Origin of the sequence: Hymenobacter piscis (assembly GCF_018760735.1) — a bacterium.
Classification (GTDB): Bacteria; Bacteroidota; Bacteroidia; order Cytophagales; family Hymenobacteraceae; genus Hymenobacter; species Hymenobacter piscis.
Genome location: NZ_JAHHZN010000002.1, coordinates 210,708 through 226,965 on the forward strand (window position 1 = coordinate 210,708; position 16,258 = coordinate 226,965).

Genomic DNA, 16,258 nt, shown 5'->3' on the forward strand with positions numbered 1-16,258 from the left:
CAGGATGACGGCACCTTATTCACCTGTCCACTCCATCACCTCCTCACCTCCTCACCTCCTCACCCCTCACTCATCAATTCCGCCGCCTGCCAGCCGCTGCCGGCGCCCAGGGCCACGCCCATGCCGTTGCAGCGCACGGCCACGAACAGGTTAGGCTGCACTTCCCGGATGATGGGCTCCAGCGCCGACCCGAAGGCCATCACGCCGCTCCAACGGTAGTCGATGCGGGGGCGGCGGCCGGGCAGAATCACGTCGTGGAGCAGGCGCTCAAGCTGCTGCTGCACCCGCGGTGTGAGGCCGGGGGCGGTGGTTGCTTCGGCCGCGAAATCAAGGTTGCGGCCCCCGCCCAGCAGTACCCGCTGGCCCACCTGCCGGAAGTAGTAGTACCCTTTGTCGTAGTGAAACGTGCCGGGCAGGCGCAGGCCCGGGATGGGCTCCGTCACGAGCACCTGGCCCCGGCCGGGCACCACATCCAGCGCCGGCACCAGCTCCCGCGAAAACGCATTGGTGGCCAGCAGCACCTGCCCGGCCTCGAGCATGGGGCCCGCCAGGTGCACCCGCACGGCCCCGGCCGTGGGCTCCAGGCGCTGCACCGGGCAGCCATGGAGCACCGTCACGCCCGCCGCCCAGGCCTTTCGCAGCAGCGCCTGCATCAGGCGGCCGGTATCGAGGCTGCCCTCGGCCGTGTTTTCCAGCATGGTGCGCACCCCCGCCAGCCCCAGGGCCGGAATCTGGCCGGTGGCTTCCCGGAAAATGTCGGCGCGGCCGATGACGGGGGCCAGCAGGTGGTTGTAGTAGCCGATGCGGGCTTGGCAGGTGGCGGCCAGGGCCTCATCTTCGGGGCGAAACAGCTCGTAGCCGCCCTCGGGCCGGTAGCTGATGACCTCGTCGCTGAGCAGGGCGCGCAGACGGCCCAGGCCCTCCCAGCGGGCCCGCACCACGCCCAGCAACGCGGCCGTCCCGCCCCGCTCCTCTTGTTCCATCAGTTCCGAAATGCTGCCAAAGCAGGCGAAACCCGCGTTTTTGGTGCTGGCCCCGTTGGGCAGCGGGTCGCGCTCGAGTACCAGCACCCGGGCCGTGGGTTGCAGCTGCCGGGTGTAGAGGGCCGCCGTGAGGCCCACCAGCCCCCCGCCCACAATCACCACATCGGCCTCATCCAGAAAGGCCCGGTGTTCCCAGTAAGAAAGGTTGTCCATGAATCGGCGCCGGCGTGAGGTAAAGCGGAAAAGAAGACCAAAGTACCTAGTCATCCTCAAACGGGCCGCCGGGGCGCTTGCCCGGGCAGGGTCAGGCTCAAACAAAAACCCCGCAGCCGGAGCCGCGGGGTTTGTTGAACAGGAAGAAAAGCCGGATTTACTGGCCCAGCAGCAAGCGCTTCATGCCCCGCCGCTCCCCGGAGGTGCACTTCACGATGTAGGTGCCGGCCGGCAGATTGCTCACGTCGAGTACGGCGGCGGCAGCGCCCGAAATCAGGTCCCGGGTCAGTACCGGGCGCCCATCCACGCCGTTGACTTCGACCCGGGTAGGACCGGCAGCATCGGTGCGGACCGTGAGACGCTTGGTTACGGGGTTGGTTTCCACGCGCACCTTCAGGGCGTCGGTGTTGGGCGTGGGGTCGGCCATTTTATCCGAAATCAGGGCTACGGGGCCTGATTTGGCCTCACTCTGGGCGTAAGCAGTCGGGCCGAAGCACACGGTCAGCAACAGAGCAGCCAGCAAAGTAAAAGTTTTCATACGCGTTCTTAATCAGAGAAGAGTGAACGATACGGGACATGAAAGGTACGAAAAACCTACCCCCACCCGGATCTGGTCAGGCAAAAAATTAATGTAATCGGGTGTGGCAAGAAACGCGCCAATCCCCGAATTATTTTTCAGCCGACGATTTTTCTTGTCGCGCCAACTTCCACGCCAGCAACGCCATAGCCGGCAAACACCCTCGAATGAAGCTGAATTACGCAGAAAAAACAGCCAACCGCTTGCACATTACCATTTGGCCACCGTACATTTGCCCTATAATTCATCGGGGTGTAGCGTAGCCTGGTATCGCGCCAGCATGGGGTGCTGGAGGTCGTAGGTTCGAATCCTGCCACTCCGACCGAAGAATTTCCTGTTCGAAAAGCCTCTGGGAACCCCACCCGGAGGCTTTTTTTCGACAGTTGAGTACCTGAATTACCCCTCGGGGTGTAGCGCAGCCCGGTAGCGCGCGTCGTTCGGGACGACGAGGCCGTAGGTTCGAATCCTGCCACCCCGACTCCGGTACTCTCTCCACAAGCAGCCCGCTGAACTCCGGTTCGGTGGGCTGTTTTTTTGCCCATTCCCGCTAACCGGGCGGCTTCTGCCCTTTTCCTCAACCTTCCCTGATCCTGTTATTGCCTCCCTGGCGAGCCCCCCTGACAGCGGCCCCGCCGAGGACTTCGGCGGGGCCGCTGTCAGGGGGGCTCGCCGGTCTACTTCACCACCGCAAACACCTCGGGCTCGCCGTTTTCGGGGAAGTGCTCCAGGTAGATATGGCGCAGAGCAAGCTTCCGGTCCGCGGCGGCGTCCTTGATGCCGGCGTAGAGCTTATCGGGGGCCACGAGGTAGCTGGCGTTGATGCGGGCGTGCAGCACCGGCTGGCCGGCGGCGAAGGTGCGGTAGCGGTAGCCGGCGGGCAGCTGTTGCGAGGTGGTATCGGCGACGAGCACGCCCACAAATACGCGGGCCGAGTCGCGGGTGCTTTCGGGGTTGTTGTAGAAGATGTTGCCGAAGTCGCCGCGCAGCTTGCCGGCTTTGCGCAGGGTGTAGGCCTCGCGGGTCAGGTCGCCAAAGGCTTCGTCGTTGGCCGGGCCCTCATAGTAGCGGCCGGCCACGAAATAAGGTTGCGTGGTGGTTTCGGTGGTCACGACGGCCGCCTTGAAGCCGCCCATCTGCCAGTATACCACGGCAAACGCCACTATCAGGAACAGGGCCAGGATCAGGAGAATTCGATTCATGAAGCGTTGGAGCTATTAGCTAACAGCTGCCGGCTATTAGCTGAGGTTCAGGTATAAGTGGTTTCGGTGAACGAAAGCCAAAAGTGAATAGCTTTCAGCTAACCGCTCAGCATCAGGCGTACTGCATCTGGTAGAGGTTGGCGTAGAAGCCCTGGTGGCGCAATAGCTGCTCGTGGGTGCCGGCCTCCTTGATTTCGCCCTTGTCGAGCACGATGATCTGGTCGGCCTTCTGGATGGTGCTCAGGCGGTGGGCAATGACGAGGCTGGTGCGGCCCTGCATGAGCTTCTCGATGGCCTGCTGAATCAACTCCTCGGTTTCCCCGTCGACCGACGAGGTGGCCTCGTCCAGAATGATGATGCGGGGCTGATACACCATGGCCCGCACGAAGCTGATGAGCTGGCGCTGGCCCACCGAGAGCGTGGCCCCGCGCTCCATCACGGCATAATCGAGGCCGCCGGGCAGGCGTTCAATGAAGCGGCGGGCCCCCACCAGATCGGCCGCTTCCCAGATCTGGGCGTCGGTGATGTCGGTTTTGCCCAGGGTGATGTTGTCGCGGATGGTGCCGGCGAACAGGAACACGTCCTGGAGCACCACCCCAATGTGGCGGCGCAGCTCCTTGAGGTCGTACTCGCGCAGGTCGTGGCCATCGATGCGGATGGTGCCTTTATTGATTTCGTAGAAGCGGCTGAGCAGGTTGATGATGCTGGTTTTGCCCGCCCCGGTAGCCCCCACGAAGGCGAAGGTCTGGCCCGCCTTCACGTCGAAATTCACGTCGCGCAGCACCCAGTCCTCGTCGTTGTAGGCAAACCAGACGTGCTCGAATTGCACGTCGCCGCGCAGCTCGGCGGGGGCGTAGGTGCCGTTGTCGGCAATGAGCTCCTTGCTGTCGAGCAGCTTGAGCAGGCGCTCGGTGCTCACCAGCCCCAGCTGCAGGGTGTTGAAGCGGTCAGCAATCTGGCGGATGGGCCGGAAGAACAGGGCGTTGTACATAATGAAGGCGATGAGCGCGCCCTTGGAAATGGTACCCTCAATCTGGCCCTGGGCGGCGTACCACACCAGCAGGCCCACGCCGGCGGCGGCCAGCACCTCGGCCACCGGAAAGTAGATGCTGTAGTAAAGCACCGAGCGGATGTTGGCCCGGGTGTGCTCCTGGTTAATGGCCTTGAACTTGCGCAGCTCCCGCTCCTCGTTGTTGAAAATCTGGACCACGTTCATGCCCGTCAGGTGTTCCTGCACGAAGGAGTTGAGGTTGGAAACGGCCGTGCGCACCTCCTGGAACGACTTCTTGACCTTCTCCTTGAACACGTAGGTGCTGAAGAGCAGGGGCGGAATCACGGAGAGGCTCACCAGCGTCAGGCGCCAGTCGATGTAGAACATGAAGCTCACGATGAACACCAGCTGCAGAATGTCGCCAATCATGGCCGCCAGTCCCTCGCTGAACACGTCGGAGAGGGTTTCCACGTCGGAGATGTTGCGGGTCACGAGCTGGCCGATGGGCGTGCGGTCGAAGAACTTGAGGCGCAGGTCGAGGATGTGCCGGTAGAGGTCGACGCGGATGTCGCGCACGATGTACTGGCCCAGCCAACCCCCGAAGTAGGTTTGCAGGTAGCTGACCAGGGCGTGGGCCACCAGCAGCCCCAGCAGCAGGGCAAACATCTGGTTGAGGCCCGCCCAGTCACTCTGCTCAATGGTCACGTCGACCATGCGCTGAATCAGAAAGGGGCGCAGCGTGCCCAGCACCGCCGTGGCAATGGTGAGGAAAATCAGAAAGTAAAAGACGCGCTGATACGGCCGCACGTACTTCACGAGCCGGCGCAGCACCTGCCAGTCGAATACGTTGCCGCTTTTGGTGGCGGGGGTAGCTTGCTCCATTCGAGGTTTCTAAAGGGACTGCAAAGGTAACCAGCCCGCCGCCGGATTGTGAGAAATCAGCGGTGTGGAGTGGAGGAGTTAGGAGAGAACGTCATTCCGAGCGAAGCCGAGGAATCTCGCGGGCTGACGTTGTGCTGGTACCCCAACGACAGGATGAGTGTAGCAACGTCAGCCCGCGAGATTCCTCGGCTTCGCTCGGAATGACGTTCCCCTCCTGACTCCTAGCTCCTGCTAAAATACGGCAGGCCGGCGGGCAGCTCCACGCCTTCTACCAGCTCGGCCGGGTACTCCACGCGGCACAGGAACAGGCCGCCTGCCAGGGCTGCGCCGCTGGCGTGCACCCGGTTGAGGCTGCGGAACACTTCCCCGAACTGCTCGGGACTCATTTTGCCCCGGCCCACCGTCAGCAGGGTGCCCACCACCAGCCGCACCATACCGCGCACGAAGCGGTTGGCCCGGATGCGGAACACCAGCCCGCCCGGCTCCTGGTGCCAGCCCGCCTCGAAGCAGGTGCAGACATAGTGCTTTTCGGCGCCCTTCACTTTGGAAAAGCTGGTAAAATCGTGGGTTCCCAGCAGCATAGCCGCCGCCTCGTTCATGGCCGCCACGTCGGGGGCGCGGTCGAGGTAGAGGCTGAAGCTGGCCGCGAAGGGGTCGGGGGTGAGGCGCACGTGGTACTCGTAGGTGCGGATTTTGGCGTGGTAGCGGGCGTGGGCATCGGGCGCGACGGGGTGCAGCACCTGGCAGCGGATGCCGGCCGGCAGGGCCCGGTTGAGGCGGTAGAGCAGCGTGGGCACATCGAGGCCTTCGGGCAGCTCCGCATCGAAGTGGGCTACCTGGTGGCTGGCGTGCACGCCCGCGTCGGTGCGGCCGCTGCCGAGGCAGTACACCGGCTGGCGCAGCACCTGGGTCAGACAGCGGTCCAGTTCCTGCTGCACTGTGCTCACGCCGGGCTGAATCTGCCAGCCGTGAAACGCGGAGCCGTCGTAGGCCAGGTGAAGGAAGTAGCGCATTTTTTGGGGCTGTTGGCTGATAGCCAGTCGTCGGACGGTTCATCAAAAAGCTAACAGCCCGCAGCTACTAGCTATCAGCTTAAAATAAAAGTTACACCACCAGCGCGTAGAGCAGGGAATCCAGGGTCTGGCCGTCCTTTACCACGCTGCGGCGCAGGCGGGCTTCGAGCTCATAGCCCGCCTTTTCCAGCACTCGGGCCGAGGCGGGGTTGGTGGCGAAAACCACCGCGTAGAGGCGGCAGATGTCGAAATTGGCCAGCACGTAGCTGCTGAGGGTACGCACGGCGGCCGTGGCCAGGCCCCGCCCCCAGCAGGCCGGCGTGAGCCAGTACCCGATTTCGGCGGAGCGGCGGCGCACGTCGGTTTTGAAGTGCACGCCCACGCTGCCCACGGCTTCGCCCTCCACCTCCAGGGCCAGAAACAGGTCCCGGCTGCTGTCGGCCACCGAGCACAGGAAAAACTCCGCGTCGCCGGGTGAGTAGGGAAACGGAAACGAGTCGCGCAGATTCCGGGCAATCCGCTCGTCGTTGGCGTGGCGGGCCAGGGCGGCGGCATCCGAGAAGCGCCAGGGCCGCAGCCGCGCCCCGCTTACCGGTAACTCCAACGTGGGGGTAAGCAGCGGGTCGGGCATGGGGAAAAGGCAATGAGTTGTTAATGTGAATAATGTGGCAAATGTGGAGGAGGCTTGGGCAGAACGGCGCTGGCTGCTAAAAAGCGGAAGGCCAGAGTTACTCAGACCAGCTACTCTTTCTCATCTCCCACATTCTTCACATTAACGACACATTCTCCACATTACCCCTTACAGCTTCTCGTAAATCACGGCGGCACCCTGGCCGACGCCTACGCACATGGTGGCCAGGCCGTAGCGGACGCCCTCGCGGCGCTGCATCTCGTGGAGCAGGGTGGCCGTGATGCGCGAGCCGCTGGCCCCCAGCGGGTGGCCGATGGCAATGGAGCCGCCGTTCACGTTCACCTTGGTCGGGTCGAGGTCCAGCTCCCGCAGGCAGGCAATGCTCTGGGCAGCAAAGGCTTCGTTGAGCTCAATCAGGTCGATGTCGTTGAGGGTCAGGCCGGCGCGCTGGAGCACTTTCCGGGTGGCCGTGACCGGCCCGATACCCATGAAGGCCGGATCGACGCCCACCACGGCCGAAGCCACCACGCGGGCCAGGGGCTTGAGGTTGTACTGTTTCAGCGCTTCTTCACTCACCAGCAGCACGGCGGCGGCCCCGTCGTTAATGCCCGCCGAGTTACCGGCCGTCACGCTACCATCCACCTGGAAGGCGGGACGCAGGGAAGCCAGCTTTTCGAGGCTCGACAGACGCGGGGGCTCGTCCTGATCAAACAGGGCCGTGTCGCCTTTGGGGTTCGGGATGAACACGGGCACGATTTCGCGGCGGAAGCGGCCCTTCTCGAAGGCGCGCTGGTACTTGCGCTGGGAGTGGAAGGCGAATTCGTCCTGGTCGGCGCGCGACACGCCGTACTGGCGGGCCACGTTTTCGGCCGTTTCGCCCATGGCGTAGGGGTGGTGCAGCTTCGAGAGCTTGGGGTTCACGAAGCGCCAGCCCAGGGTGGTATCGTGGGCCATGAAGTCGCGGGCGAAGGCCGTGGACGATTTGGCCATCACGAAGGGCGCCCGCGTCATGCTCTCGGAGCCGCCGGCCAGGTACACGTCGCCCTCCCCGGCCCGGATGGCCCGGGAAGCGTCCATGATGCTTTGCAGGCCCGAGGCGCAGAGGCGGTTGACGGTGTTACCGGGCACCGTGATGGGCAAACCGGCCAGCAGGGCCGCCATGCGGGCCACGTTGCGGTTATCCTCACCGGCCTGGTTGGCGGCGCCCATAATCACGTCTTCCACGGCGGCGGGGGCGAGGGAGGGGTTGCGGCGCAGCAGCTCCCGCAGCACGTGGGCGGCCATATCGTCGGGGCGGACGCTGCTGAGCGCGCCGCCGAATTTCCCGATGGGAGTGCGGACAGCGTCCACAATGTAGGCAGTAGACATTCGATAGAGTGCGTTTTTCCGGTCGTAGTTGGCTACTTTTGCCGGCCCCGCGGGGTCGTATTTTGTAAGCCGAACTGTCAAAACACAAAGATGATACAAAGAATCCAAAGCGTTTTCCTGCTGCTGCTGGCCCTGGCCATGCTGAGCGTGCTATTCCTGCCCATCTGGAGCAAGTCTGACCCCGCCAGCCAGCAAACGGTGGTGCTCACGGCCACGCAACTGGCTTTCGAGAAGGCCAATGCCGGCGCCGCCGCCCCCATCAGCGCCTGGCCGATTGCGGCCCTGGCGGCAGCCTCGGCGGCGGTGGCCCTGCTGGAAATTTTCCAGTTCCGCAACCGCTTCAACCAGCTCAAGCTGGGCATGCTCAACTTTCTGCTGATTGTGGGCACCATCGGGGCGGGCTTCTACTACTCCGGCGTGGGCGAGCAGCTGGTCAACATCAAAATGCCCGGCACCTTTGAGGCGGGCTTCTACCTGCCCACCCTGGCCCTGCTGCTCAACCTGCTGGCCAGCCGCTTTATCCGCCGCGATGAGCGCCTGGTGCGCAGCATGGACCGCCTGCGGTAGCAGCAGTGAAATGGTGAGATAGTGAAATGGTGAGTTTGATGTTCGAGGGACCTGGTTGCGCCATTCGCGCAGGTAGGACCGCTGAACATCAAACTCACCATTTCACTATCTCACCATTTCACCGCTTACAGCCCGCGTACGATGCGCAGCAGCTCGTGCTGGGTGGCCTGGGTTTTGTTTTTGGCGTACCAGCCGTGGAGCTGTTCGGCGAATTCCTCGTGGGTGGCGCCGGCGGCTTTCATTTCCAGGAACAGATCCTGGGCCAGAGCCGGACGCGGGCCCCAGTGGGTGACTTCGGTAAGCGTGTCGGCGTGCAGAACGAGCAGCTTGGGGATGGAGCGGCCGCCGTTGGTGAGGTAGCGGTCCATCAGGTCCAGGTTTTCGTCGCGCAGCAGGTAGTGGGTGCGGATGCGGCCGTGGCTGGCCTGGGCTATTTTTTCGAGCACGGGCACAATCTGGGCCGCGTCGCCGCACCAGCCTTCCGTGATGATGACCCACTCGTAGGGCAGGGTCAGGGCGGCCAGGGCTTCCGTCATTTCGGGCAGCAGCTCGGCCTTTTTGTCGAGGCGCTCCATGCGCTGGATGTTGAGGCGGGCGTAGGCCGTCAGGGCGTCGGTCTGGGTGGCGCCGGTGGTTTTGCCCTCGGCCATCAGCTCGTCGATGAGCTGGCGGTAAGCGGCGTAGGTGTAGGCGCCGGCGAGGCGCTCGGGGCTCAGCACGGGCGGCTGGGCGGCAATGGGAGTGGTCATACGGAAAACAGATGGTCGGACAAAAAGCGGCGGCCGGTTGTGGACGGCCGCCGCAGACACCCTAACAAACGAAAAACCCTTTCGGCTGGCCGAAGCCACCGAAAGGGTTTTTCGTTTGCCGTCGAATCCGGCGGCTTAGAGGCTGGGCACGTCGGCCGCCGCGGCCTGGGCCGACAGTTCGCGGCAGTAAGTGATGAAGTCGGTGTTGATGGGCTCCAGACCGGCCGCGCGCAACTCCTTGGCCACCTGGGCCCGGTGGTAGTTGCCGTGCACGGGTACGTGGGTAAACACGTCCGATACCTGGCTGGTGTAGGCCTCGCCCACCGAGTTGGTGTAGGTAATGAGGCGGTGCTGCTCGGCTTCGTCGGCCTGCACGCCATACTGGTGGAAGCGCTCCGAGGTCTGCTCGTGCCAGTGGTGCAAACCGGCCAGATCGTGCTCCTGCCACACTTTTACGGGGCTGGGCGTGTTGGTTAGGCGACCCAGCCAGATGGCCTGGGCATTGAGCACGTGGCTGAAAATACGCAGCGCACCGGCGGGCAAAGTGGCTCCCTGGGCCACAAGGCCGTCAAGGTGGCGCAGCAGGGTTTCATTGGCCCACACACCGTAGGCCCCCAGCTTTTCGTTGGTGTTAATCATTATTGAGGTAGAAAGTTGAGAAGTTACAAAGGTAGAAAGTCGGCGGGGGAAGCGGGGCGGCCGGCAAGTTGCAACGTGTCAGCAGGCAAGCGTTACCCCTATTCTGCGCCAGCAGCAGCATCTTCCTACAAGGCTCCCTTTCGAGCTTCCCAACTCCAACAACGTTCTACCTCGCCAAAGCCCTACCGTGGGTCCTGCCACACGAGCTTTTCTTCCGTGCGGTTATCCGCAAACTCGGGGCACTTGCCGTCGCCGCGCCCGGTCAGGCCGCCGTCGGGGTGGCAGAGGAGTTTTCCCTCGGCGTTGTAGAGGTTGCTGAACTGGTCGCAGCAGGGCGCCGACTCGTGATACACCGTGGCGCCGTTGTACTGGTAGCTGTAGATGTGAATGGGCGGATTGGCTTTCTCGGCCTTAAAATGCGCCTGAATTTTGGTTTCCAGCCAGGCCGGCCGCCGGGCGTTGTCGAACGTGGGGGCCGGGTTGGGGGTGGGCTCGATGGTATTGGTGCTGGTGGGGGCGGGGGTTGAAACGCCGCCCGCCAGGCCGGTCTGGGGCGCATCGGTGGGCGTGTTCACGGCCACGCCGCGCTGGCAGGCGGCAGAGAGGAGCAGCGCCGCCATCAGGGGGGCCGCCAGAAGCAGGGGAATGCGCATAGGAAAGCAGGTTGTGGGCCGTGGTGGGCACCTGCCGTAACCATCGGGGCGGCAAAGATGCATATAAACCACCGGTACGCAGGCCGGCTACACTTCGTTGGCGCCCGCCCCCGGCCCTACCCGCCGGCCAGATACGGCCAGAACACCACCACCCCCACCACGGCCGCGGCCAGGGCCATCACCAGCACGGCCCCGGCCGCCACATCCTTGGCCCGCCCCGCCAGGGGGTGGTACTGGGGCGAAACCAGGTTCACGACGGCTTCCACGGCCGTGTTCACCAGCTCGGCGCACCACACGGCCCCCACGCTCAGCACCACCGCCACCCACTCCCAGCGGGCCAGCCCGCAGTACAGGCCCAGCGCCACCACCACCACCGTGGCGGCGGCATGGAACCACAGGTGCACTTCCGTGCGCAACGCCGCCCGCACGCCCCGGAAGGCGTAGCCAAAGCTGGCCGCCCGCTGCCGCACCAGGGCCGGAAAGCGCCGGGGCGCCGGCCGGCCGGGGTCAGCCGCGGGCATCGAACTGCTGGAAAACGGTGTGGCGCAGCTGCTCCCACTCGGGGCGCAGAATGCTGAAGTACACGGTGTCGCGGCGGCGGCCGCCCTGGGTGGGCATGTGGCTGCGCAGAATGCCTTCCTCGGTGGCGCCCAGGCGGCGCATGGCTTCGCGGCTGGGCCAGTTGCGCACGTCGGTTTTGAGCTCTACCCGCTCGCAGGCCAGCTCCCCGAAGGCGTATTTGAGCAGCAGGTGCTTGGCGGCGCGGTTGAGGCCGGTGCGCTGGTAGGGCCGCCCCAGCCAGGTCCACCCGATTTCCAGGCGGCCTTCTGCTAAAGCCAGGTTGCCGTAGCTGGTGGTGCCCGCCACCCGGCCGCTGGCCCGGTCCACGATGGCGAAGGGGTAGCGGCGGCCGGCCTCGCGGGCCCGCACGCTCTCGGTCAGCCAGGCCGCCAGCTCCACGCTGTTGGCCGGCATGGGCGTGGGCGTAAACTGCCAGATGGCCGGCTCGAAGGCAATTTCCTTAAGCTCGTCGAAGTCGGTGAGTTCGAGGGAGCGGAGGCGGACGCGGCTGTTTTCGAGCGTGATGGCGCGGGCGAAGTTCATGCGGGCGGAGCAGGTGGTGGGGCCGACCGTAAAGATGCCGGATTTCCCCCACTCCCGCCAACTCCCGCTACTGCCGCCCCGCCCCTTCCCCCACCCCGCCCCGCCCCGGTAGCCCCGGGCGCACCCAAATTCTCTACCAGAGCACCCAAAGCCCTCCCCGGCACACCCGAATCCGTTCCCGGTACACCCGAAGCCCTCCCCGGCGCACCCGAATCAGTCCCCGGCGCACCCGAAACCGTTCCCGGCGCACCTGAAGCCCTTCCCGGAGCACCCGAATCTCTTGCCGGCGCACCCGAAGCTCTTGCCGGAGCAACCGAAGCTGATTCCGGCGCTGTTTTCGGTGTTTGGGATGCTCCGGCGGCGGCGGCGGCGGGCTCCAAACGCAAGCCGGACGCCCTGTTGAGGAGCGTCCGGCCGGTTTTTAAGCAGCATGTCCCCCCGTCGTCCGGCGCGCCCCGGCGTCCGTGCCAGTTGAACGGCACGCGGGGGCGGTTTGGGCCTCGTTCGGGGAGGCGGGGCGCCGGGGCGTGGCGCTACTTCTTGATTTCGCCCACCATGTCCTCGGGCTTGAGCCACTCGTTGAACTGCTCCTCGGTGAGGTAGCCCAGCTGGAGGGCGGTTTCCTTCAGGGTCGAGCCGTTTTTGTGGGCCGTCTGGGCAATTTCGGCGGCTTTGTAGTAGCCGATGTGGGGGTTGAGGGCCGTCACCAGCATCAGGCTGCTGTCCACGTGCTTCTTGATGTTGGCTTCCAGGGGCTCGATGCCCACGGCGCACTTATCGTTGAACGACACGCACACATCCCCAATCAGGCGGGCCGAGTGCAGGAAGTTGTAGATCATCACCGGCTTGAACACGTTCAGCTCGAAGTGGCCGCTCATGCCGCCGATGTTGATGGCTACGTCGTTGCCCATTACCTGGGCGGCTACCATCGTCATGGCCTCGCACTGGGTGGGGTTCACCTTGCCGGGCATGATGCTGGAGCCGGGCTCGTTGTCGGGGATGTGCAGCTCGCCGATGCCGGCGCGGGGGCCCGAGGCCAGCAAACGGATATCGTTGCCGATTTTCATCAGCGAAGCCGCCACCGTTTTCAAAGCGCCGTGGGCTTCCACGATGGCGTCGTGGGCGGCCAGGGCTTCAAACTTGTTTTCGGCCGTGATGAAGGGCAGGCCGGTGAGGTCAGCAATGTGCTTGGCCACGTTCTCGGAGTAGCCGGCGGGCGTGTTGATGCCGGTGCCCACAGCGGTGCCGCCCAGGGCCAGCTCCGAAAGGTGCGCCAGCGTGTTCTTGATGGCGCGCAAACCGTGGTCGAGCTGCGACACGTAGCCGCTGAACTCCTGGCCCACCGTCAGCGGCGTAGCATCCATGAGGTGGGTACGGCCGATTTTGACGATGTGCATGAACTGCTCGCTCTTGCGTTGAAGCGTGTCGCGCAGCTTCTCGATGCCGGGAATGGTGGTTTCGACCAGGATTTTGTAGGCCGCAATGTGCATGGCCGTCGGGAACGTGTCGTTGGAGCTCTGGCTCTTGTTCACGTCGTCGTTGGGGGCCAGCACCTTCTTCTCGTCCTGGAGGCTGCCGCCCTGCAGCACGTGGCCGCGGTAGGCTACCACCTCGTTCACGTTCATGTTGCTCTGGGTGCCCGAGCCGGTCTGCCACACCACCAGCGGAAACTGGTCGTCGAGCTTGCCGTCCAGGATTTCGTCGCACACGCGGCCAATCAGCTCGGCTTTGTCGGCGGGCAGGATGCCGGCGTCGCGGTTGGTAAGGGCGGCGGCTTTCTTGAGGTAGGCAAAGGCGCGGATGATTTCCTTGGGCATCCGGTTGATGTCCTGGGCAATCTGGAAGTTGTCGATGCTGCGCTGGGTCTGGGCGCCGTAGTAGGCGTCGGCCGGCACCTGCACGGTGCCCATGGTGTCTTTCTCGGTGCGGAACTGCGTCATGCTTCTGGTGGGGTGAGAAGGGGATGAGGTGACAGGGAAACAGGCTGCGGCCGGGGCCGCCGGGCAAAAGTACGCAACCCGGCCCCGTACCCGACCCAAAATCCCCAAATTCTGCGGGTATCCGGCGCGGCCACCAACCCGCCGGCTGCGTATAGCCGGCCAGTAGCTTTCCATCCGACTTATCTGCCCTACCTCATGAAAAAGACCTTCGAAGACGAATCCGACGCCCTGTCTGCCTCGCCCGCCACGCCAACCGCCCACCAGGACGCGGCCATCACGCCGCCCAACGAGGAGAATAAAGAGTCTACCAGCACCCGCGTAGGCGGCACCTCGGCCACCAACGAAACGTCGGTGCCCACCGCCGGCAACGGAGCGCCCGATTACAGCCAGGTAGAAGTAAAAACCGAGCCCGAACTGCCCACCCCCGACAAAGCCGGCGGCAGCGCCACCGAGCCCGCCAGCGGCGGCGGCTACAGCGGGTAGCAGTGAACCGGGGAACTGGTGGACCGGGGAAATGTCATTGCGAGCGAAGCGAAGCAATCCGTCCTTTTCACTGCCCCAAAGCCCTGATCAGCAACAAGCCCCTGACGCCTGGTTCTGGTGTCAGGGGCTTTTGCGTGGGTTGGGCTGGGAACTGCGTGCAGGACGGATTGCTTGGCTTCGCTTGGCTTGCAATGACACCTCCCCGGTTCACCGTTCTATCTTGAACGGGACGTTGACAACGACTTTGCGGGCCACGCGGCGGTTGTTCTGCACGGCCGGGAACCAGGCCGGCCCCGCTTTCAGCAGGCGCAGGGCTTCCTCATCGCACTCCGGCGACACGGACTTGACCACTTTAAAGTCACTGAGCCTGCCGTCGGCTCCTACTACGAATTGTACCCGTACCGTGCCGTCGCGACGGTCCGTGAGGGCTTTTTCGGGGTAGTCGAGGCTGTCGGCCAAGTACTGGCGCAGGGCTGCAAAGCCGCCCGCGGGCATGGCTCCGAGGCTGGGCAGCAGGGGCGGGGCCTCGCGGCGGACCACTACTACTTCGCTGAGTTGCTTGGTATCGGGCGCCAACGCCAGGGCCAGGGTCGAGTCGGTGGGGCGCAGGGCCCGAGTCTGGGGCGAGTAGCCGATGGAGCTGACACTCAGCTGGGGCGTAGCGGCGGGCACTTGCAGCGAAAAGGAGCCGTCGGCGTTGGTGCTGGTGCCCGTTTGGGTGCCAGGCACCCGTACGGTAGCGCCCGGCATGGGCTGGCCCGCCGTATCCGTCACGCGGCCCTGAATGGTGCGCGTGGCCTCCGGAGCCACCGGGGCGGCCGCCACCGACACGCCGGCCACGCGGGCCATTTTCGCTCTGGCCGCTACCAGCTCCGATGGTGCGGCTGCCTTGCGTTCTGCTAGTACCGGACCCGACATAGCCAGGGCCGCCGGCTCACCAACCGGAGCCACATCTGCTGCAGGGGTACTGGTCGCTAAGCCAGCCGCGTCCAGCCCCGCCAGATCGGCCGCGACGGCCGTTTCCCCATCGGCCACCCGCACCGGGCGGCGCGACCGGGCCGCCAGTCCCGGCCGCCGCAGCGGGGAGGCCAGGGCCACCGGCGAAACGGCCGCCACTTCGGGGGCGGCGGCAACAGGGGGCTCCGTTGGGCGTATCGTGGCCGTTGTGGTTTTTTCGCGGGTGACTTGCGGAACCGGGCCCGTGGCCAGCTCCGGCGTGCTGCTGAACCGGCTCACGGTCAGCCAGCCCACCACGCCCAATGACAGCAGCAGCACGGCCGCGGCCGCCAACGGCCGCCACGCCCACAGCGAAACGACGGCGGGTTCGGGAGCCGCGGCAGAGGCCAGCTCGGCCACGCGGGTGTGCAGGCGGTGGCGCAACGTGTCCACGCTGGCTTCGTGCGCGGCGGCGGGCTGCATTTCCAGGCCTTCGAGCACCTCCGCGCACTGGTCGCAGGCTAAGGTATGGGCTTCCACGGCGTGCTCCTGGGCGGGCGGCAGCTTGCCGGCCACGTACCGGCGCAGCAGCTCCACCGGCAGGTGGGCGCCGGCCGGGGCAGAGAGGGCGGAAGGCTGGTCAGGGCGAGGCATCGGAGGCGGAGGCTTGCAGCAGGCGGCGCAGGTTGCGCTTCCCGTTTTGAAGGTGACTTTTTACGGCGTTCAGGTCGAGGCCGGTGAGGGTTGCTACTTCGCGGTAGCTTTTCTTTTCCAGGTAAAACAGCTCCAGACACTGGCGCTGACCGGGCGGCAATTCGGCGAGGGTGTGCTCCAGTTGCTGAAGCTGCTGTTCGTGCTGCTCGGCTTCGGCGGGGTCGTCTGCTACCAGATGCCGGGCGGCGGCCGATTCCATACCGGCGGCATCGGGAAAATGCACCACCAGCGCCCCGCCCGCCGCCGGCCCGGCCCGTTGCCGGGCCCGCAGCACCATCAGGCAGTGGTTGCGGGCGGTAGTTTGCAGCCAGGCCGGGAAGTTGTCCACCGCGTGCCGGCGCAGCTTATCTACCAGCTCCTCAAATACCTGCATCACGGCGTCCTGGGCATCGGCCTCGTCGCGCAGGTAGCGGCGGCTCACGGCCAGCACCAGGGCCATGTGCCGCTCATAAAGGGTTCCCAGATCGTGCACGTCGCCCTGGGCATGGTAGCGCCGGAGCAGTTCCGCATCGGAAAGCTCGGCGGCAGGCGCAGGACGGGGAGTGCGACGGAAAAACATGCGAGAAGCCGGGAATTGGGAGCCGGGAGCCAGGAGCCGGGAGCTGAAAGCCAGGAG

General features: G+C 65.0%; 17 protein-coding genes and 2 tRNA genes. 4 read left to right on the plus strand and 15 right to left on the minus strand.

The genetic code is table 11. The annotated features are described in order from the left end of the window. Window positions 1-59: 59 nt before the first annotated feature. Together KLP40_RS03050 and KLP40_RS03055 are read right to left on the minus strand one after the other, a co-directional pair. On the minus strand, window positions 60-1,196 hold the full coding sequence (locus KLP40_RS03050; RefSeq protein ID WP_215592138.1) for an NAD(P)/FAD-dependent oxidoreductase: 1,137 nt from the start codon (window positions 1,194-1,196) through the stop codon (window positions 60-62). Window positions 1,197-1,353: 157 nt separating this feature from the next. Further along, window positions 1,354-1,734, minus strand: coding sequence for a T9SS type A sorting domain-containing protein (locus KLP40_RS03055; RefSeq protein ID WP_215592140.1), 381 nt, complete (start codon window positions 1,732-1,734; stop codon window positions 1,354-1,356). A 287-nt stretch (window positions 1,735-2,021) separates the two neighbouring features. Here KLP40_RS03055 and KLP40_RS03060 point away from each other — a divergent pair. Together KLP40_RS03060 and KLP40_RS03065 are read left to right on the plus strand one after the other, a co-directional pair. Then, window positions 2,022-2,095: transfer RNA gene (locus KLP40_RS03060), tRNA-Pro, on the plus strand. 82 nt (window positions 2,096-2,177) lie between these two features. Next, window positions 2,178-2,251 (plus strand) — tRNA-Pro (locus KLP40_RS03065). A gap of 196 nt (window positions 2,252-2,447) precedes the next feature. On the opposite strand, the gene KLP40_RS03070 is transcribed toward KLP40_RS03065, so the two are convergent. The 5 genes from KLP40_RS03070 to KLP40_RS03090 all read right to left on the minus strand — a co-directional run bounded on the left by KLP40_RS03070 (window position 2,448) and on the right by KLP40_RS03090 (window position 7,857). Next, the gene (locus KLP40_RS03070; RefSeq protein WP_215592142.1) at window positions 2,448-2,972 is read right to left on the minus strand and encodes a hypothetical protein; all 525 of its coding nucleotides are present in this window, start codon (window positions 2,970-2,972) and stop codon (window positions 2,448-2,450) included. 112 nt (window positions 2,973-3,084) lie between these two features. Next, window positions 3,085-4,845: an ABC transporter ATP-binding protein gene (locus KLP40_RS03075; RefSeq protein WP_215592143.1), complete on the minus strand. Its 1,761-nt coding sequence runs from the start codon at window positions 4,843-4,845 to the stop codon at window positions 3,085-3,087. 221 nt (window positions 4,846-5,066) lie between these two features. Further along, window positions 5,067-5,858 (minus strand): tRNA pseudouridine(38-40) synthase TruA, encoded by a 792-nt coding sequence (truA, locus tag KLP40_RS03080; RefSeq protein WP_215592144.1) that lies wholly within the window; start codon window positions 5,856-5,858, stop codon window positions 5,067-5,069. 91 nt (window positions 5,859-5,949) lie between these two features. Next, window positions 5,950-6,489, minus strand: coding sequence for a GNAT family N-acetyltransferase (locus KLP40_RS03085; protein WP_215592145.1), 540 nt, complete (start codon window positions 6,487-6,489; stop codon window positions 5,950-5,952). A 168-nt stretch (window positions 6,490-6,657) separates the two neighbouring features. Continuing rightward, window positions 6,658-7,857: a thiolase family protein gene (locus KLP40_RS03090; protein ID WP_215592146.1), complete on the minus strand. Its 1,200-nt coding sequence runs from the start codon at window positions 7,855-7,857 to the stop codon at window positions 6,658-6,660. A gap of 90 nt (window positions 7,858-7,947) precedes the next feature. On the opposite strand from KLP40_RS03090, the gene KLP40_RS03095 reads away from it, so the two are divergent. Then, a complete protein-coding gene (locus KLP40_RS03095; RefSeq protein ID WP_215592147.1) occupies window positions 7,948-8,424 on the plus strand; it encodes a DUF4293 family protein in 477 nt (158 codons plus the stop codon). A gap of 125 nt (window positions 8,425-8,549) precedes the next feature. Here KLP40_RS03095 and KLP40_RS03100 read toward each other — a convergent pair whose 3' ends face one another. The 6 genes from KLP40_RS03100 to fumC all read right to left on the minus strand — a co-directional run bounded on the left by KLP40_RS03100 (window position 8,550) and on the right by fumC (window position 13,509). Beyond that, the gene (locus KLP40_RS03100) at window positions 8,550-9,173 is read right to left on the minus strand and encodes a thioredoxin family protein (RefSeq protein WP_215592148.1); all 624 of its coding nucleotides are present in this window, start codon (window positions 9,171-9,173) and stop codon (window positions 8,550-8,552) included. Between the two features lie 135 nt (window positions 9,174-9,308). Next, window positions 9,309-9,812, minus strand: a complete 504-nt coding sequence (locus tag KLP40_RS03105) for a DinB family protein (RefSeq protein WP_215592149.1) — start codon at window positions 9,810-9,812, stop codon at window positions 9,309-9,311. Window positions 9,813-9,994: 182 nt separating this feature from the next. Next, entirely contained in the window at window positions 9,995-10,465 is a 471-nt protein-coding gene (locus KLP40_RS21150) for a DUF6970 domain-containing protein (RefSeq protein WP_246558608.1), read from the minus strand. A gap of 116 nt (window positions 10,466-10,581) precedes the next feature. Further along, entirely contained in the window at window positions 10,582-10,986 is a 405-nt protein-coding gene (locus KLP40_RS03115; protein ID WP_215592150.1) for a diacylglycerol kinase family protein, read from the minus strand. Further along, entirely contained in the window at window positions 10,973-11,569 is a 597-nt protein-coding gene (locus KLP40_RS03120) for a GNAT family N-acetyltransferase (protein WP_215592151.1), read from the minus strand. Before KLP40_RS03120 ends, KLP40_RS03115 begins: the two co-directional genes overlap by 14 nt. Before the next feature lie 533 nt (window positions 11,570-12,102). Next, window positions 12,103-13,509, minus strand: coding sequence for a class II fumarate hydratase (gene fumC / locus KLP40_RS03125; protein WP_215592152.1), 1,407 nt, complete (start codon window positions 13,507-13,509; stop codon window positions 12,103-12,105). 195 nt (window positions 13,510-13,704) lie between these two features. Here fumC and KLP40_RS03130 point away from each other — a divergent pair, with 195 nt between their 5' ends. Then, window positions 13,705-13,992: a hypothetical protein gene (locus KLP40_RS03130; RefSeq protein ID WP_215592153.1), complete on the plus strand. Its 288-nt coding sequence runs from the start codon at window positions 13,705-13,707 to the stop codon at window positions 13,990-13,992. 207 nt (window positions 13,993-14,199) lie between these two features. On the opposite strand, the gene KLP40_RS03135 is transcribed toward KLP40_RS03130, so the two are convergent. Both KLP40_RS03135 and KLP40_RS03140 read right to left on the minus strand, forming a co-directional pair. After that, entirely contained in the window at window positions 14,200-15,582 is a 1,383-nt protein-coding gene (locus KLP40_RS03135) for a TonB family protein (protein WP_215592154.1), read from the minus strand. Then, window positions 15,569-16,201 carry an RNA polymerase sigma factor gene (locus KLP40_RS03140; protein ID WP_215592155.1) on the minus strand — a complete coding sequence of 211 codons (633 nt, stop codon included), beginning with the start codon at window positions 16,199-16,201 and terminating at the stop codon, window positions 15,569-15,571. Before KLP40_RS03140 ends, KLP40_RS03135 begins: the two co-directional genes overlap by 14 nt. Window positions 16,202-16,258 lie beyond the last annotated feature (57 nt).

What these genes read in the sequence shown, in the direction of transcription:
- KLP40_RS03085 (WP_215592145.1), bottom strand. Translation starts at nt 6,489, where the DNA reads ATGCCCGACCCGCTGCTTACCCCCACGTTGGAGTTACCGGTAAGCGGG.
- KLP40_RS03075 (WP_215592143.1), bottom strand. Translation starts at nt 4,845, where the DNA reads ATGGAGCAAGCTACCCCCGCCACCAAAAGCGGCAACGTATTCGACTGG.
- KLP40_RS03095 (WP_215592147.1), top strand. Translation starts at nt 7,948, where the DNA reads ATGATACAAAGAATCCAAAGCGTTTTCCTGCTGCTGCTGGCCCTGGCC.
- KLP40_RS03105 (WP_215592149.1), bottom strand. Translation starts at nt 9,812, where the DNA reads ATGATTAACACCAACGAAAAGCTGGGGGCCTACGGTGTGTGGGCCAAT.
- KLP40_RS03130 (WP_215592153.1), top strand. Translation starts at nt 13,705, where the DNA reads ATGAAAAAGACCTTCGAAGACGAATCCGACGCCCTGTCTGCCTCGCCC.
- truA (WP_215592144.1), bottom strand. Translation starts at nt 5,858, where the DNA reads ATGCGCTACTTCCTTCACCTGGCCTACGACGGCTCCGCGTTTCACGGC.
- fumC (WP_215592152.1), bottom strand. Translation starts at nt 13,509, where the DNA reads ATGACGCAGTTCCGCACCGAGAAAGACACCATGGGCACCGTGCAGGTG.
- KLP40_RS03090 (WP_215592146.1), bottom strand. Translation starts at nt 7,857, where the DNA reads ATGTCTACTGCCTACATTGTGGACGCTGTCCGCACTCCCATCGGGAAA.
- KLP40_RS03055 (WP_215592140.1), bottom strand. Translation starts at nt 1,734, where the DNA reads ATGAAAACTTTTACTTTGCTGGCTGCTCTGTTGCTGACCGTGTGCTTC.
- KLP40_RS03115 (WP_215592150.1), bottom strand. Translation starts at nt 10,986, where the DNA reads ATGCCCGCGGCTGACCCCGGCCGGCCGGCGCCCCGGCGCTTTCCGGCC.
- KLP40_RS03050 (WP_215592138.1), bottom strand. Translation starts at nt 1,196, where the DNA reads ATGGACAACCTTTCTTACTGGGAACACCGGGCCTTTCTGGATGAGGCC.
- KLP40_RS03100 (WP_215592148.1), bottom strand. Translation starts at nt 9,173, where the DNA reads ATGACCACTCCCATTGCCGCCCAGCCGCCCGTGCTGAGCCCCGAGCGC.
- KLP40_RS21150 (WP_246558608.1), bottom strand. Translation starts at nt 10,465, where the DNA reads ATGCGCATTCCCCTGCTTCTGGCGGCCCCCCTGATGGCGGCGCTGCTC.
- KLP40_RS03140 (WP_215592155.1), bottom strand. Translation starts at nt 16,201, where the DNA reads ATGTTTTTCCGTCGCACTCCCCGTCCTGCGCCTGCCGCCGAGCTTTCC.
- KLP40_RS03070 (WP_215592142.1), bottom strand. Translation starts at nt 2,972, where the DNA reads ATGAATCGAATTCTCCTGATCCTGGCCCTGTTCCTGATAGTGGCGTTT.
- KLP40_RS03135 (WP_215592154.1), bottom strand. Translation starts at nt 15,582, where the DNA reads ATGCCTCGCCCTGACCAGCCTTCCGCCCTCTCTGCCCCGGCCGGCGCC.
- KLP40_RS03120 (WP_215592151.1), bottom strand. Translation starts at nt 11,569, where the DNA reads ATGAACTTCGCCCGCGCCATCACGCTCGAAAACAGCCGCGTCCGCCTC.